The 14,524-nt window shown below is 55.6% G+C and carries 14 protein-coding genes and 7 tRNA genes; all 21 read right to left on the minus strand.

What is annotated here, in order from left to right; genetic code table 11:
• Position 1 precedes the first annotated feature (1 nt).
• Positions 2-77 (minus strand) — tRNA-Lys (locus K5R89_RS11405).
• Between the two features lie 133 nt (positions 78-210).
• Positions 211-286 (minus strand) — tRNA-Lys (locus K5R89_RS11410).
• A 146-nt stretch (positions 287-432) separates the two neighbouring features.
• Positions 433-508, minus strand: a tRNA-Lys gene (locus K5R89_RS11415).
• 3 nt (positions 509-511) lie between these two features.
• Positions 512-587: transfer RNA gene (locus tag K5R89_RS11420), tRNA-Val, on the minus strand.
• A gap of 52 nt (positions 588-639) precedes the next feature.
• A tRNA-Lys gene (locus tag K5R89_RS11425) sits at positions 640-715 on the minus strand.
• Between the two features lie 3 nt (positions 716-718).
• A tRNA-Val gene (locus K5R89_RS11430) sits at positions 719-794 on the minus strand.
• 125 nt (positions 795-919) lie between these two features.
• Positions 920-995: transfer RNA gene (locus tag K5R89_RS11435), tRNA-Lys, on the minus strand.
• Positions 996-1,156: 161 nt separating this feature from the next.
• Positions 1,157-1,954 carry a cell division protein CpoB gene (gene cpoB / locus K5R89_RS11440; protein ID WP_065804712.1) on the minus strand — a complete coding sequence of 266 codons (798 nt, stop codon included), beginning with the start codon at positions 1,952-1,954 and terminating at the stop codon, positions 1,157-1,159.
• A 9-nt stretch (positions 1,955-1,963) separates the two neighbouring features.
• Positions 1,964-2,488 carry a peptidoglycan-associated lipoprotein Pal gene (gene pal, locus K5R89_RS11445; RefSeq protein WP_002895068.1) on the minus strand — a complete coding sequence of 175 codons (525 nt, stop codon included), beginning with the start codon at positions 2,486-2,488 and terminating at the stop codon, positions 1,964-1,966.
• A gap of 34 nt (positions 2,489-2,522) precedes the next feature.
• Positions 2,523-3,815 carry a Tol-Pal system beta propeller repeat protein TolB gene (tolB, locus tag K5R89_RS11450; RefSeq protein WP_023288877.1) on the minus strand — a complete coding sequence of 431 codons (1,293 nt, stop codon included), beginning with the start codon at positions 3,813-3,815 and terminating at the stop codon, positions 2,523-2,525.
• A 131-nt stretch (positions 3,816-3,946) separates the two neighbouring features.
• Positions 3,947-5,275, minus strand: a complete 1,329-nt coding sequence (tolA, locus tag K5R89_RS11455) for a cell envelope integrity protein TolA (protein WP_086075267.1) — start codon at positions 5,273-5,275, stop codon at positions 3,947-3,949.
• A 99-nt stretch (positions 5,276-5,374) separates the two neighbouring features.
• Complete coding sequence (gene tolR / locus K5R89_RS11460) at positions 5,375-5,803, minus strand: colicin uptake protein TolR (protein WP_002895061.1); 429 nt, start codon at positions 5,801-5,803, stop codon at positions 5,375-5,377.
• A gap of 3 nt (positions 5,804-5,806) precedes the next feature.
• On the minus strand, positions 5,807-6,499 hold the full coding sequence (gene tolQ, locus K5R89_RS11465; protein ID WP_004152221.1) for a Tol-Pal system protein TolQ: 693 nt from the start codon (positions 6,497-6,499) through the stop codon (positions 5,807-5,809).
• A complete protein-coding gene (gene ybgC, locus K5R89_RS11470) occupies positions 6,496-6,900 on the minus strand; it encodes a tol-pal system-associated acyl-CoA thioesterase (protein ID WP_002895056.1) in 405 nt (134 codons plus the stop codon). The genes tolQ and ybgC overlap by 4 nt, the downstream gene beginning before the upstream one ends.
• Positions 6,901-7,049: 149 nt before the next feature.
• Entirely contained in the window at positions 7,050-7,334 is a 285-nt protein-coding gene (ybgE, locus tag K5R89_RS11475; RefSeq protein ID WP_008805691.1) for a cyd operon protein YbgE, read from the minus strand.
• A gap of 130 nt (positions 7,335-7,464) precedes the next feature.
• On the minus strand, positions 7,465-7,578 hold the full coding sequence (gene cydX / locus K5R89_RS11480) for a cytochrome bd-I oxidase subunit CydX (RefSeq protein WP_004100325.1): 114 nt from the start codon (positions 7,576-7,578) through the stop codon (positions 7,465-7,467).
• Between the two features lie 15 nt (positions 7,579-7,593).
• Positions 7,594-8,733 (minus strand): cytochrome d ubiquinol oxidase subunit II, encoded by a 1,140-nt coding sequence (cydB, locus tag K5R89_RS11485; protein ID WP_004885993.1) that lies wholly within the window; start codon positions 8,731-8,733, stop codon positions 7,594-7,596.
• 15 nt (positions 8,734-8,748) lie between these two features.
• Entirely contained in the window at positions 8,749-10,317 is a 1,569-nt protein-coding gene (gene cydA / locus K5R89_RS11490) for a cytochrome ubiquinol oxidase subunit I (protein ID WP_002895047.1), read from the minus strand.
• 827 nt (positions 10,318-11,144) lie between these two features.
• Complete coding sequence (gene sucD / locus K5R89_RS11495) at positions 11,145-12,014, minus strand: succinate--CoA ligase subunit alpha (protein ID WP_004885990.1); 870 nt, start codon at positions 12,012-12,014, stop codon at positions 11,145-11,147.
• Positions 12,014-13,180, minus strand: coding sequence for an ADP-forming succinate--CoA ligase subunit beta (gene sucC, locus K5R89_RS11500; RefSeq protein ID WP_002895039.1), 1,167 nt, complete (start codon positions 13,178-13,180; stop codon positions 12,014-12,016). The genes sucD and sucC overlap by 1 nt, the downstream gene beginning before the upstream one ends.
• Before the next feature lie 103 nt (positions 13,181-13,283).
• The gene (gene odhB / locus K5R89_RS11505) at positions 13,284-14,510 is read right to left on the minus strand and encodes a 2-oxoglutarate dehydrogenase complex dihydrolipoyllysine-residue succinyltransferase (RefSeq protein ID WP_023288876.1); all 1,227 of its coding nucleotides are present in this window, start codon (positions 14,508-14,510) and stop codon (positions 13,284-13,286) included.
• Positions 14,511-14,524: the final 14 nt, after the last annotated feature.

The following is a 14,524-nucleotide window of genomic DNA, read 5'->3' on the forward strand; positions in this document are numbered from 1 at the left end:
TTGGTGGGTCGTGCAGGATTCGAACCTGCGACCAATTGATTAAAAGTCAACTGCTCTACCAACTGAGCTAACGACCCCTTGCGGGATTTTGCTACTGTCACCATTCAGGATGGTGGGTCGTGCAGGATGACTCGGCTTCGCCTCGCCCTTCGGGCCGTCGCTGTCGCAACGTTATCCTTCACGTTTCTACCAGTTACCATCATTAAAGATTGGTGGGTCGTGCAGGATTCGAACCTGCGACCAATTGATTAAAAGTCAACTGCTCTACCAACTGAGCTAACGACCCGCTCTGGTACTACCTGAATAATTTCACTCGACACCAATATTGAAATTGGTGGGGCGTGCAGGATGACTCGGCTTCGCCTCGCCCTACGGGCCGTTGCTGACGCAACGTTATCCTTCACGTTCAACATCTGAGTTAAATGCTGAAATTGGTGGGTCGTGCAGGATTCGAACCTGCGACCAATTGATTAAAAGTCAACTGCTCTACCAACTGAGCTAACGACCCGAGTGGTGGGTGATGACGGGATCGAACCGCCGACCCCCTCCTTGTAAGGGAGGTGCTCTCCCAGCTGAGCTAATCACCCGAAACTGCGCTGGATACTGCTGATACTGCCTCCACCGACCCCATCATTAAAATGGTGGGTCGTGCAGGATTCGAACCTGCGACCAATTGATTAAAAGTCAACTGCTCTACCAACTGAGCTAACGACCCGAGTGGTGGGTGATGACGGGATCGAACCGCCGACCCCCTCCTTGTAAGGGAGGTGCTCTCCCAGCTGAGCTAATCACCCGATACTACGCTGGATACTGCTAATTGGTGGGTCGTGCAGGATGACTCGGCTTCGCCTCGCCCTGTGGGCCGTTGCTGTCGCAACGTTATCCTTCACGTTTTACTATCGCGTTCCACCAGAACGATTGGTGGGTCGTGCAGGATTCGAACCTGCGACCAATTGATTAAAAGTCAACTGCTCTACCAACTGAGCTAACGACCCACTCTGGCGTCGCTTTGGGCTTGTTTGATATCCCTTGGCAACGGCGGCATATATTACTGATTTCAGAATTCAGCGCAACTAAAATTTCGATAAAGATCACTTAACTGCTGGCGATTCAGGCGACAAGACCAGAAATAACGCGATTTCTGGTCATGCCGTAATCAACCAAGAGCATTAAGTCGTTTTTGCGCTTGTTTCGCACCGTCGGTGCCGGGGAATTTGCTGATCACCTGCTGGTAAACCGCTTTCGCTTTCGCGGTATCACCTTTGTCCTGCATGATCACGCCGACCTTAAACATGGCGTCCGGCGCTTTTGGCGATTTCGGGTAGTTCTTCACCACCGAGGCGAAGTAAAACGCCGCATCGTCTTTTTTCCCCTTATTGTAGTTCAACTGTCCGAGCCAATAGTTGGCGTTCGGCTGATAAGTTGAATCCGGGTACTTTTTAACGAAGTTCTGAAACGCCACCATGGCGTCATCCTGGCGTGAAGCATCCTTCACCAGGGCAATGGCCGCATTGTAATCGGTGTTCGCATCGCCGGTCATCGCCGGAGCGCCTGACGAGGCCGCTGGCGCTGCGCTGGCGGTAGCCGCGCTCTGATCGCCGGAAGACGACGACGCCTGGGCGCCCGCCGCCGCTGCGCCACCTCCGCTCGTCAGCCCGTCAATCTGCAGCAGAATCTGCTTCTGACGCTCAACGATCTGATTCAGCTGATACTGGTTCTCCTGGATCTGACCACGGAGAGAATCAATGTCAGTCTGGTTATCAGAGAGTTGTTGCTGGAGTTGGGTTAAAAGCTGGCTGTGAGCATTGGAAATACGCTCGAGTTGAGTGACACGGTCTTCGACCGAGCCTGAGCCGACACTACTGATTGGCGCCTGAGCAAAAGCGGCCCAGGGGGCCGCTATGCCAACCAGTAACGACAGACTCAATAAATGATGTCTGAAGTTACTGCTCATGCAATTCTCTTAGTAAACCAGTACGGCGCGACGGTTTTTGGCATATGCCGCTTCGTCATGACCCAGTACTGCTGGTTTTTCTTTACCGTAAGAAACGATGGAGATCTGATCGGCAGAAACACCTTTGCCCTGCAGATACATCTTAACGGCGTTAGCACGACGCTCACCCAGCGCGATGTTGTATTCCGGGGTACCGCGCTCATCCGCGTGACCTTCTACAGTCACTTTGTAGGACGGGTTGCTGCGCAGGAAGTTAGCGTGCGCGTCCAGCATTGCAGCGAAGTCAGAACGGATATCGTACTTGTCCAGATCGAAGTAAACGATGTTGTTCTGCTGCAGCTGCTGCATCTGCAGACGAGCTTGCTCTTCAGAAGACATGTTGCCGCCGTTACCGTTAGCGTCCATACCAGTGCCGGCACCCAGCATGCCTTCACCGCTCTGGTCGTTGCTGGCGTTCTTGTTAGAAGAACATGCCGCGATTGCCATAACCGGCAGAGCGATCATCAGCCCTTTCAGCACTTTGTTCAGTTGCATTTCTTTGATTCCTTTAATAATCAATTATTTATTATCACAGATACGGCGACCAGGCAGGCGATTTTACCTGTCCATCAGTTGCCGGAAGACGCGCTTTGAAACGCCCATCTGTAGAAACCAGATTCAGCACGGATCCCATCCCCTGAGAAGAGCTGTAGATTACCATAGTGCCGTTAGGTGCCAGACTTGGCGTTTCGTCTAAAAACGTTGATGACAGAACCTGTACACCACCCGCTTCCAGATCTTGTTTGGCAATGTGCTGCTGGCCGCCGGCCGAGCTGACCATTACCATCGTTTTACCATCCGCGCTCACGTCAGCGTCCTGGTTCTGCGAACCTTCCCAGGTGATACGCTGCGGCGTGCCGCCATTAATATTGACTTTATACACCTGCGGACGACCGGCCTGGTCAGAGGTGAAGGCCAGGTTCTGGCTGTCCGGGAACCAGCTTGGTTCGGTGTTGTTGCTGCGACCGTTGGTCACCTGACGAATCTGACCCGAGCCCAGATCCATCACGTACAGGTTCAGGCTACCGGTTTTCGACAGCGCGAAGGCCAGTTTAGAACCATCCGGCGAGAACGCCGGCGCGCCGTTGTGCTGCGGGAAGGAGGCAATCTGACGCACAGCGCCGTTCGCCAGGGTCTGCACCACCAGCGCAGAGCGACCGCTTTCGAAGGTGACGTAAGCCAGTTTTGAACCGTCCGGTGACCAGGCCGGGGACATCAGCGGCTGGGAGGAGCGGTGAACCACAAACTGGTTGTAGCCATCATAATCGGAAACGCGCAGCTCATACGGGAACTGACCGCCATTGGTCTGCACCACGTAGGCGATACGAGTCCGGAAGGCGCCTTTAATACCGGTCAGCTTTTCAAATACCGCGTCGCTGGCAGTGTGCGCGGCATAGCGCAGGTACTGTTTAGTGACTTTGAAAGAGCCTTGCGCCAGCGTTGTGCCCGGCGCACCGCCGGTATCCACCAGCTGATACGCTACCTGGTAAGAACCATCCGGGTTTGACGTCACCTGGCCGACGACCACGGCGTCAATGCCCAGCGCAGACCAGGCAGCAGGCTGCACTTCCTGGGCACTGGTCGGCTGCTGCGGCAGACGCGAGCGATCCAGCGGGTTGAATTTACCGCTGTTGCGCAGGTCAGCCGCCACGATACCGCCAACATCTTCCGGCGCAGCGCCCTGGCCGGCCCACTGGAACGGTACCACGCCGATGGGGCGCGCCGAGTCCACCCCCTGGGTGATCTCGATACGTACTTCTGCGTGCAGCACCGCCGCCCACAGCATTAAAAAACCAAATGCTACTCGTAATGCCTGCTTCATCATATCTCCCTTATCCGGGCGGAAAGCCCACGATAATTTAGCAGAATGTTAACAAACTCAAATACACAAAACTACCAAAACCCATGACCGCCCTATTTTCTTTCCCCCCGCTGACGCAGGGGAAAAAGCGCTTAAGGTTTGAAGTCCAGTGGCGCATTTTTGAACGTTTCATAAACAGCCTGCGACGGCGGTTTAGGGAATTTGCTCATCCGACTGGTGGCCGCCAGCATTTGCTGGCAGAACGCCGGATCGCCGCCTTCCGATTTCACACTCAACAACGTTCCATCCTGAGCCAGGTTTACGCGCAACGTACATACTTTACCCTTGTACGTATCCCAGTCATAGAGATGTCCTTTAATCGCGGCCTGCACCTGCGAAATATAGCTGGCAATCTCCGCCTGAGACGCACCGCCCTGCCCCGGTTTACTTCCTTTAGCAGGTGAAGAGCCACCTGTGCTACCGCTGGTGCTACCTTTCGGCGCATTCTTACCTGAGCTCAGATCGCCGAGCAGGTCGTCCACGCCGTCCGCTTCTTTCGCGGCAGCCGCTTTCTTCGCTGCCGCGGCTTTTGCTGCTGCCGCTTTGGCCGCTTTATCGGCCGCTGCCTTCTCAGCAGCAGCCGCTTTGGCTGCTGCGGCTTTTTCAGCTGCGGCGGCTTTCTCGGCGGCGGCCTTCTCCGCGGCCGCTTTTTGCGCGGCGGCCTTCTCAGCGGCTTTTTCTGCTGCCGCTTTTTCAGCCGCGGCCTGCTTAGCCGCTTCCTGCTGGGCCTTCTTCTCCGCTTCCTGTTGCGCTTTCTTCGCCGCTGCCGCTTCCGCTTTCTTCTGTGCCTCTGCCGCGGCTTTCGCCGCTTCGGCTTCCGCCTGTTTCTTCGCATCGGCAGCCGCTTTCGCGGCGGCGGCTTCGGCCTGTTTCTTCGCGTCAGCCGCCGCTTTCGCTGCCGCCAGTTCAGCCGCTTTCGCCTGGGCATCCGCCTTCGCTTTCGCCTCGGCGGCCGCTTTGGCCGCCGCTTCCTGCGCTTCTTTGGCCTGCGCATCCGCTTTGGCTTTCGCCGCCGCGGCAGCCTTGGCAGCGGCTTCCTCAGCCTGCTTCTGTTGTTCCTTCGCTTCTTTCGCCGCTTCCTGCGCCTGCAGCCGCTCCTGTTCGAGCTGTTTCAGCCGTTCCTGTTCCGCCGCCTGCTTCTCACGTAACTCTTCCGCCTGCTGCTGCGCCTGTTTTTCACGCTGTTCAGCGGCGCGACGTGCGCTGGCCTGCTGCTGTTGCTGACGGTTATAATTGTTTACCACCGCCCCCGGATCGACCATGACGGCATCAATCGACGATCCCCCGCCGCCGCCGGCAGAGGCATCCAGATGCTCGTCAAACGAACTCCAGATCAGCAGCGCGATCAGTATGATGTGCAGCGCGACTGAAATGATGATCGCTCGTTTAAGCTTGTCGTTTTGTTCGGTTGCCTTTGACACTATCGGTTCCCAAAAACTGTTCGCCTGTACCCGCGATGCGCACCGACGGCGAGCGATACTCGCCGCCGAACGCCGTGCGGACGCACCTACCTGAAGCGATTAAATAGGTTTGGTCATCAAGCCGACCGATTTAACCCCTGCGCTATGCAACAGGTTCAGCGCTTTAATAATTTCATCGTAAGGGACGTCTTTCGCACCGCCGATCAGGAATACCGTTTTCTCATTGGCTTCAAGACGACGCTTCGCTTCGGCAATCACCTGCTCCGGCGGCAGCTGGGACAGCGTCTCCTGCCCCACTTTCACGCTGTACTGCCCTACCCCGGAGACTTCCACAATCACCGGCGGATCGTCATTGCTTTTCACCGCTTGCGATTCCGTGGCGTCCGGCAGATCGACTTCCACGCTCTGCGTAATGATCGGCGCCGTTGCCATAAAGATCAGCAACAGCACCAGCAGGACATCCAGCAGCGGAACGATGTTGATCTCGGACTTCAGTTCGCGACGTCCGCGTCCACGTGCTCTGGCCATGGCTTACCCCTTATTGCTTTCGCTGGTGGTAAAGGCCTGACGGTGCAGAATAGCGGTGAACTCTTCCATAAAGTTGTCGTAATTCAGTTCAAGCTTGTTCACCCGCTGGTTCAGGCGGTTGTACGCCATCACCGCCGGGATAGCGGCGAACAGACCGATCGCGGTGGCGATCAGCGCTTCGGCGATACCCGGCGCCACCATCTGCAGGGTGGCCTGCTTCACCGCGCCAAGGGCGATAAAGGCGTGCATGATCCCCCAGACGGTGCCGAACAGACCGATATACGGGCTGATGGAGCCTACGGTGCCGAGGAACGGAATATGGGTCTCCAGCGTTTCCAGCTCGCGGTTCATCGAAATACGCATCGCGCGCGATGCCCCTTCGACGATCGCCTCCGGCGCATGGCTGTTGGCCCGATGCAAGCGCGCAAACTCTTTGAAGCCGCTGTAGAAGATCTGCTCCGAACCGGTCAGATTATCGCGACGCCCCTGGCTCTCCTGATACAAACGGGACAGTTCAATCCCGGACCAGAATTTGTCCTCGAACGCTTCAGCTTCGCGCGCGGCCGAGTTAAGGATACGCGTTCTCTGAATAATGATAGCCCAGGAAGCGATAGAAAAACCAATCAAAATCAACATGATAAGTTTAACCAGAAGGCTCGCCTTCAGGAACAAATCAAGGATATTCATGTCAGTCACTGCTTAAACTCCGCGACAATAGACTTGGGAAGCGCACGTGGCTTCATTAAGAGTGGATCAACGCACACGATGAGAACCTCAGCTTCGTTTAACACTGTATTCTCGGCGTTGACGATTCGCTGCGTGAAAACCAAAGAGGTGCCGCGCATCGAGGTAATTTCCGTCTGGACTTCGAGCATGTCGTCGAGTCTGGCGGGGGCAAAATACTCCAGCGTCATTTTGCGAACCACGAAGGCAACGCGTTCAGCCAACAGAACCTGTTGACTAAAGTGATGGTGGCGCAGCATCTCTGTGCGTGCTCTTTCATAAAAAGCGACGTAACTGGCGTGGTAAACCACACCACCGGCGTCGGTATCTTCGTAGTAGACCCGAACCGGCCATCGAAACAGCGTTGTATTCACTTTACATCCCGGTAATGCAAAAAAAGGTTAGAGCTTTCAAACTTCGCTACTATACGCGCGGGAAAGGTGGTTTGGAATGGGGGAAAGTAAACGGGGAGTAAATTTTTATGGGCTTATGCAAGCCCATAGCATTAACAGAGATCTCTTATTCAAAAGAAGAAAAAGAAGAGACCTAAAGCGAGCACGATATCAGCGATAAGCGGACAAAAAATCCCCTGCCAGTGAACGGCACGCGGGCGGAAGCCCACGCCGTGAATTACGCCGCTGCAAACCGCCCACATCAGCAAGAAACCGTGCCAGATTTCCAGCTCGCTGGTCTTCGCGGCAAAGCGCGACGGATCCCAGAAAATGCAGCCTGCCAGCAGCAGCGCCATCAACAAGGAAAGCGCCCTTAACGGGCGCTTGTCCATTATCGCATACATATACTTTATCATTCACGTCGCCTCTTTGTTGGCTCCGTCTGCTTACCCCAGTCACTTATTGGTGTAAGCTCCTGGGGATTCACAGACTTGCCGCCTCGATGCAACCCGAATGATTTCGTATATCGCATCACGATAATACTCATCAGTGTTCTTCTTTACCTGCTTTGGTGGCTTCCACGTGCTCAAGCGCCAGCGCGGTAATCACCCCAAAGGCACAGGCAAGAAGCGTTCCCAAAATCCATGCGAAGTACCACATATATAGCTCCTTACCTTAGTACAGCGAGTGGGTGTTCTTTTCGATGTCTTCACGGGTGATGCGGCCAAACATCTTCCAGTAACACCAGCTGGTGTAGCCCAGAATGATCGGCACGAAGACAATCGCCACGTAGGTCATCAGGTTCAGCGTCCGCTGGCTGGAGGTCGCGTCCCACATCGTCAGGCTGGCGTTCAGCATGGTGCTGGACGGCATGATGAACGGGAACATCGCGATACCGGCAGTCAGAATGATGCAGGCCAGGGTCAGCGAGGAGAACAGGAATGCCCAGGCGCCTTTATCCGCTTTGGTCGAAACGACGGTCAGCAGCGGCAGCACCACGCCCAGGGCAGGGATCGCCCACAGCGCTGGCATATTGTTAAAGTTCACCATCCACGCGCCAGCCTCACGCACCACTTCTTTGGTCAGCGGGTTAGACGGGCCGGTATGGTCAATCACCGATTTCACCACATAGCCGTCGATGCCGTAGTAGACCCACACGCCCGCCAGCGCGAAGCAGACCAGCGTCACCAGCGCCGCCACCGTGGAGACGGTGCGGGTGCGCAGATGCAGTTCGCCTACGGTACGCATCTGCAGGTAGGTCGCGCCCTGGGTGAGGATCATCGCCACGCTGACGATACCGGCCAGCAGACCAAACGGGTTCAGCAGCTGGAAGAAGTTACCGGTATAGAACAGACGCAGGTATTCGTCGACATGGAACGGCACGCCCTGCAGCAGGTTGCCGAAGGCCACGCCAATCACCAGCGGCGGCACGAAGCTGCCGATGAAGATGCCCCAGTCCCACATATTGCGCCAGCGGGTGTCCTCGATCTTGGAACGGTAGTCGAAACCGACCGGACGGAAGAACAACGAGGCCAGCACCAGAATCATCGCCACATAGAAACCGGAGAACGCCGCGGCGTAGACCATCGGCCAGGCAGCGAACAGCGCGCCGCCGGCGGTGATCAGCCACACCTGGTTACCGTCCCAGTGCGGGGCGATGGCGTTGATCATAATCCGACGCTCGGTGTCGTTACGGCCGAGGAAGCGGGTGAGCATGCCCACCCCCATGTCGAACCCGTCGGCGACGGCGAAGCCAATCAGCAGGATGCCAATCAGCAGCCACCAGATAAAACGCAATACTTCATAATCGATCATTTGACGACTCCTGTCTTAGCGTGCCGACTGAATAGCCGCAGAGGACTGTTCAAAGTGATAGCGGCCGGTTTTCAGGCTGCTAGGTCCTTTGCGGGCAAACTTGAACATCAGGAACAGTTCAGCCACCAGGAACAGCGTGTACAGACCGCAGATCAGCAACATAGAGAAGATCAGATCGCCCGCGGTCAGCGACGAGTTGGCCACCGCCGTCGGCAGGACTTCACCAATCGCCCACGGCTGACGGCCGTATTCGGCAACAAACCAGCCCGACTCCACGGCAATCCACGGCAGCGGCAGGCCATAGAACGCGGCGCGCAGCAGCCATTTTTTCTCGCCGATACGGTTACGAATCACGCTCCAGAAGGAGGCGCCGATAATCAACAGCATCAGGATGCCGCACGCCACCATGATACGGAAGGCGAAGTACAGCGGTGCGACGCTTGGAATAGAGTCTTTGGTGGCTTTGGCGATCTGCTCTTCCGTGGCGTCAGCGACGTTCGGGGTATAGCGTTTCAGCAGCAGACCATAGCCGAGATCTTTCTTCACGTTATTGAACTGGTCGCGAACGGCCTGGTCGGTGGAACCGGCGCGCAGTTGCTCCAGCAGCGCGTAGGCTTTCATGCCGTTACGGATACGCTCTTCGTGCTGAACCATCAGATCCTTCAGACCGATAACCGGCTTATCCACCGAGCGGGTGGCAATGATGCCCAGCGCGTAGGGGATCTGGATGGCGAAGTGGTTAGTTTGCGCATTCTGATCGGGAATACCAAACAGGGTAAAGGCCGCCGGCGCAGGCTGGGTTTCCCACTCTGCTTCGATAGCCGCCAGTTTGGTTTTCTGCACGTCACCCATTTCGTAACCGGATTCGTCACCCAGCACAATAACGGAGAGGATCGCCGCCATACCGAAGCTGGCTGCGATGGCGAAGGAGCGCTTAGCAAAGGCAAAGTCACGACCTTTCAGCATGTACCAGGAGCTGATAGCCAGGATAAACATCGCACCGGTGACATAGCCAGACGCCACAGTGTGAACGAATTTCACCTGAGCAACCGGGTTGAGCACCAGTTCGGAGAAGCTGACCATCTCCATACGCATGGTTTCAAAGTTGAAGTCCGATGCGATAGGGTTCTGCATCCAGCCGTTAGCGACGAGGATCCACAGCGCGGAGAGGTTAGAGCCCAGAGCGACCAGCCAGGTGACGGCCATATGCTGAACTTTACCCAGACGATCCCAACCGAAGAAGAACAGACCTACAAAGGTGGATTCGAGGAAGAAGGCCATCAGACCTTCAATGGCCAGCGGCGCGCCGAAGATATCGCCCACGTAGTGTGAGTAATACGACCAGTTAGTCCCGAACTGGAACTCCATGGTCAGACCGGTCGCCACACCCAGCGCGAAGTTGATACCAAACAACTTGCCCCAGAATTTGGTCATATCTTTATAAATCTGTTTGCCGGAAAGGACGTAGACCGTTTCCATGATGGCCAGCAGGAACGCCATACCGAGCGTCAGTGGCACAAACAGGAAGTGGTACATCGCGGTCAAGGCAAACTGTAAGCGCGACAGTTCGACTATATCTAACATCATGACTCCTTGCTCATCGCATGAAGACTCCGAAAATGAACCGTGAAGCTCTGGCTCATACGCATGCCCCAATACAAATTTTTATTTGTCGCCCGCCCGGAGCGGGTTTCAACCGAAAGTGAAACCACGCCAGGACAAGGTTACAAATACGTTAACGAAAAACCCAATTGATTCCCCAATATATTACGCCGCAATAACCTTACAATAAATATGTTTTTATTGTTCCAGTTTTACATTTTTCGACGGTGATCAATATATAGCGAAGATGGCCGGTTTAGGCCAATTTGACTTGAGACAATTTAACGTTTTTTGAAGGATTTTTCCAAGCATTAAGTATTGATATAAATCAATTTTTACTCTGCGTGTTAATTATGTAGCTCAATAAAGAATATTGGTAAACCCAATGTTAATGCTGTGTTTAAAGTATGCCTTGATTGGTTACTAAAAAGGGAAAGATGAGAATCATAGGTAATATTATTTAACGCCACAGAAAAAAAATAAAAAAAAGAGCCGATCCGATTAATGCTAGACCGCTCACAGTATTTTTTCCTGCTTTCTTCTCCCCTCCCCCACTCCTTTTTTACTGTCTGTTTCGTTACCCTGCGGTACGACCAGGGCAAATTTTCATTTCCGACAACCGCGCGTCGATAATATTTATGAAATAATTCATAAAATCAATATGATAGATAAGGTTTTTGCCAAACGCAGGGTTTACTGACGCAGCGGCGTACGGAAGAAGCGGACAACGGCCAAAAAAAAGGCCACCTGACGGTGGCCAACCATGTCGAAATCGGACAGATTTCTGCTTGCGGATAAGCAGAGAGGGTTTACTTGATGATAGCTTTCAGCGCTTCGCCGATATCGGCCAGGCTGCGAACGGTTTTCACACCGGCTGCTTCCAGGGCTGCGAATTTCTCATCGGCAGTACCTTTACCGCCAGCGATGATGGCGCCAGCATGGCCCATACGCTTGCCCTTCGGCGCGGTCACGCCGGCGATGTAACCGACAACCGGCTTGGTCACGTGCTCTTTGATGTAGGCAGCCGCTTCTTCTTCCGCGCTACCGCCGATCTCACCGATCATCACAATCGCTTCGGTCTGCGGGTCTTCCTGGAACAGCTTCAGGATATCGATGAAGTTAGAGCCCGGGATCGGGTCGCCGCCGATACCGACGCAGGTAGACTGACCGAAGCCGTAGTCGGTGGTCTGCTTAACTGCTTCATAGGTCAGGGTACCGGAACGGGAAACGATGCCCACTTTACCCGGCTTGTGAATGTGACCCGGCATGATGCCGATTTTGCATTCGCCCGGCGTGATCACGCCTGGGCAGTTCGGGCCGATCATACGCACGCCCGCTTCGTCCAGTTTCACTTTCACGGTCAGCATATCCAGCGTCGGGATACCTTCGGTGATGGTGATAATCAGCTTAATGCCCGCGTCAATCGCTTCCAGAATGGAATCTTTGCAGAACGGAGCCGGAACGTAGATCACGGTCGCGGTGGCGCCGGTCGCTTCAACGGCTTCGCGCACGGTGTTGAACACCGGCAGGCCCAGGTGAGTGGTGCCGCCTTTGCCTGGCGTCACGCCGCCAACCATTTGCGTACCGTAAGCGATCGCTTGTTCAGAGTGGAAGGTCCCCTGGCTACCGGTGAAGCCCTGGCAGATAACCTTGGTATCTTTATTAATTAAAACTGACATTATTTCCCCTCCACTGCGGCAACAACCTGCTGTGCTGCGTCCGTCAGACTTTTCGCTGCAATAATATTCAGGCCGCTGTCAGCCAGTTTTTTCGCGCCCAGTTCGGCGTTGTTACCTTCCAGACGAACCACGACCGGAACGTTAACCCCAACTTCCGCTACCGCACCGATGATGCCGTCAGCGATCAGGTCGCAACGCACAATACCGCCGAAGATGTTCACCAGCACCGCTTTCACATTGTCATCAGAGAGGATGATTTTGAACGCTTCGGTGACGCGCTCTTTGGTCGCACCGCCGCCCACGTCGAGGAAGTTAGCCGGTTCGCCGCCGTGCAGTTTAACGATGTCCATGGTACCCATCGCCAGGCCTGCGCCGTTAACCATGCAGCCGATGTTGCCGTCCAGCGCGACGTAGTTCAGTTCCCACTGCGCCGCCTGCGCTTCACGCGGATCTTCCTGCGACTGGTCGCGCATTTCGCGCAGATCCGGCTGGCGGAACAGCGCGTTGCCGTCAGCGCCCAGTTTGCCGTCGAGGCAGATCAGGTCGCCCTGCTTAGTGATAACCAGCGGGTTGATTTCGATCAGCGCCAGGTCGCGCTCCAGGAAAATGGTCGCCAGGCCCATGAAGATCTTGGTGAACTGCTGAACCTGTTTACCTTCCAGACCCAGTTTGAACGCCAGTTCACGACCTTGATAAGGCATCGGGCCCGCCAGCGGATCGATGGCGATCTTGTGGATCAGGTGCGGGGTCTCTTCCGCCACTTTTTCGATTTCCACGCCGCCTTCGGTAGAGGCCATGAACACTACGCGACGGGAGCTACGGTCCACGACCGCGCCCAGGTACAGCTCTTTGTCAATATCGGTCGCCGCTTCAACCAGGATCTGGTTAACCGGCTGGCCGTTCGCATCTGTTTGATAGGTCACCAGACGTTTGCCCAGCCAGTGCTCGGCAAATGCGCGGATCTCTTCTTTGCTCTTCACCACTTTCACACCGCCCGCTTTGCCGCGGCCACCAGCGTGAACCTGACATTTCACTACCCACGGACCCGCGCCGATTTTTGAAGCGGCTTCTTCTGCTTCACGCGGAGTAGTACAGGCATAACCCACCGGCGCCGGTAAGCCATAGCGGGCAAAAAGTTGTTTTGCCTGATATTCATGTAAGTTCATGTGTTCAGTCCATCCTTCAGGGTGTAATTATCTTTAAACCTGTAGGCCTGATAACGGCGTTAACGCGTGTTATCCGGCCTACGGTAGGTAATACGCTTGCTGACTACACGTCCAGCAGCAGACGGGTCGGATCTTCCAGCAGCTCTTTAATCGCCACCAGGAAGCCTACCGATTCACGTCCGTCGATCAGACGGTGGTCGTAGGAGAGCGCCAGGTACATCATCGGCAGGATCTCTACCTTGCCATTCACCGCCATCGGACGGTCTTTAATGGCATGCATACCCAGGATGGCGCTCTGCGGTGGGTTGATGATCGGCGTGGACATCAGGGAGCCGAACACGCCGCCGTTGGTAATGGTGAAGTTACCGCCGGTCAGGTCGTCTACGGTCAGCTTGCCGTCACGGCCTTTCACCGCCAACTCTTTAATATTCTTTTCGATATCCGCCATGCCCAGCAGGTCAACGTCACGCAGAACCGGGGTGACCAGGCCGCGTGGAGTGGATACGGCCATGCTGACGTCGAAGTAGTTGTGGTACACCACGTCGTCGCCATCGATAGAGGCGTTCACTTCCGGATAGCGTTTCAGCGCTTCCACGACCGCTTTCACGTAGAAGGACATAAAGCCCAGACGGATGCCGTGACGTTTTTCGAACGCGTCGCCGTACTGCTTACGCAGATCCATGATTGGCTTCATGTTGACTTCGTTGAACGTGGTCAGCATGGCGGTGGAGTTTTTCGCTTCCAGCAGACGCTCGGCCACGCGTTTACGCAGGCGGGTCATCGGGACGCGTTTTTCAGAGCGGTGGCCCAGCTGCGGCGCCGGCGCGGCTGCCGGGGCAGCGGCTGGCGCTTTGGCTTCTGCCGCCGCCGGGGCTTTCGCCAGATGTTTCTCGACATCTTCGCGGGTCAGGCGGCCGCCGACGCCGGTGCCTTTGATGGCCGCCGCGTCGAGGTTGTGTTCAGCCAGCAGACGACGGATCGCCGGGCTCAGCGCATCGTTGTTCTGCTCTTCCAGAGAGGCCTGCTGACGCTGCGCCGGCGTGGACGCTTTCGCATCGGCTTTTTCGCTGCTTTCTTTACCTGCGCTGTTACCTTCGCGCAGGCGGCCAAGGATCTGGCGAGACAGGACGGTAGCGCCCTCGTCTTCCAGCACTGCATCCAGAATGCCGTCCGCTGATGCCGGTACTTCCAGTACCACTTTGTCAGTTTCGATTTCGACCAGGACTTCGTCACGGACGACCGCGTCGCCCGGTTTTTTGTGCCAGGTGGCGACGGTTGCGTCAGCTACGGACTCAGGCAGGTCGGGAACCAGAATATCTACGCTACTCATTGTGTATCCTTTAA

The organism is Klebsiella sp. TF21-TM (genome assembly GCF_019753495.1).
Taxonomy (GTDB): Bacteria; Pseudomonadota; Gammaproteobacteria; order Enterobacterales; family Enterobacteriaceae; genus Klebsiella; species Klebsiella quasipneumoniae.

Coding starts and splice junctions, on each gene's coding strand:
- pal (WP_002895068.1), bottom strand. CDS start 2,488: ATGCAACTGAACAAAGTGCTGAAAGGGCTGATGATCGCTCTGCCGGTT.
- cydX (WP_004100325.1), bottom strand. CDS start 7,578: ATGTGGTACTTCGCATGGATTTTGGGAACGCTTCTTGCCTGTGCCTTT.
- cydB (WP_004885993.1), bottom strand. CDS start 8,733: ATGATCGATTATGAAGTATTGCGTTTTATCTGGTGGCTGCTGATTGGC.
- tolB (WP_023288877.1), bottom strand. CDS start 3,815: ATGAAGCAGGCATTACGAGTAGCATTTGGTTTTTTAATGCTGTGGGCG.
- cpoB (WP_065804712.1), bottom strand. CDS start 1,954: ATGAGCAGTAACTTCAGACATCATTTATTGAGTCTGTCGTTACTGGTT.
- odhB (WP_023288876.1), bottom strand. CDS start 14,510: ATGAGTAGCGTAGATATTCTGGTTCCCGACCTGCCTGAGTCCGTAGCT.
- sucD (WP_004885990.1), bottom strand. CDS start 12,014: ATGTCAGTTTTAATTAATAAAGATACCAAGGTTATCTGCCAGGGCTTC.
- cydA (WP_002895047.1), bottom strand. CDS start 10,317: ATGTTAGATATAGTCGAACTGTCGCGCTTACAGTTTGCCTTGACCGCG.
- sucC (WP_002895039.1), bottom strand. CDS start 13,180: ATGAACTTACATGAATATCAGGCAAAACAACTTTTTGCCCGCTATGGC.
- tolR (WP_002895061.1), bottom strand. CDS start 5,803: ATGGCCAGAGCACGTGGACGCGGACGTCGCGAACTGAAGTCCGAGATC.
- ybgE (WP_008805691.1), bottom strand. CDS start 7,334: ATGATAAAGTATATGTATGCGATAATGGACAAGCGCCCGTTAAGGGCG.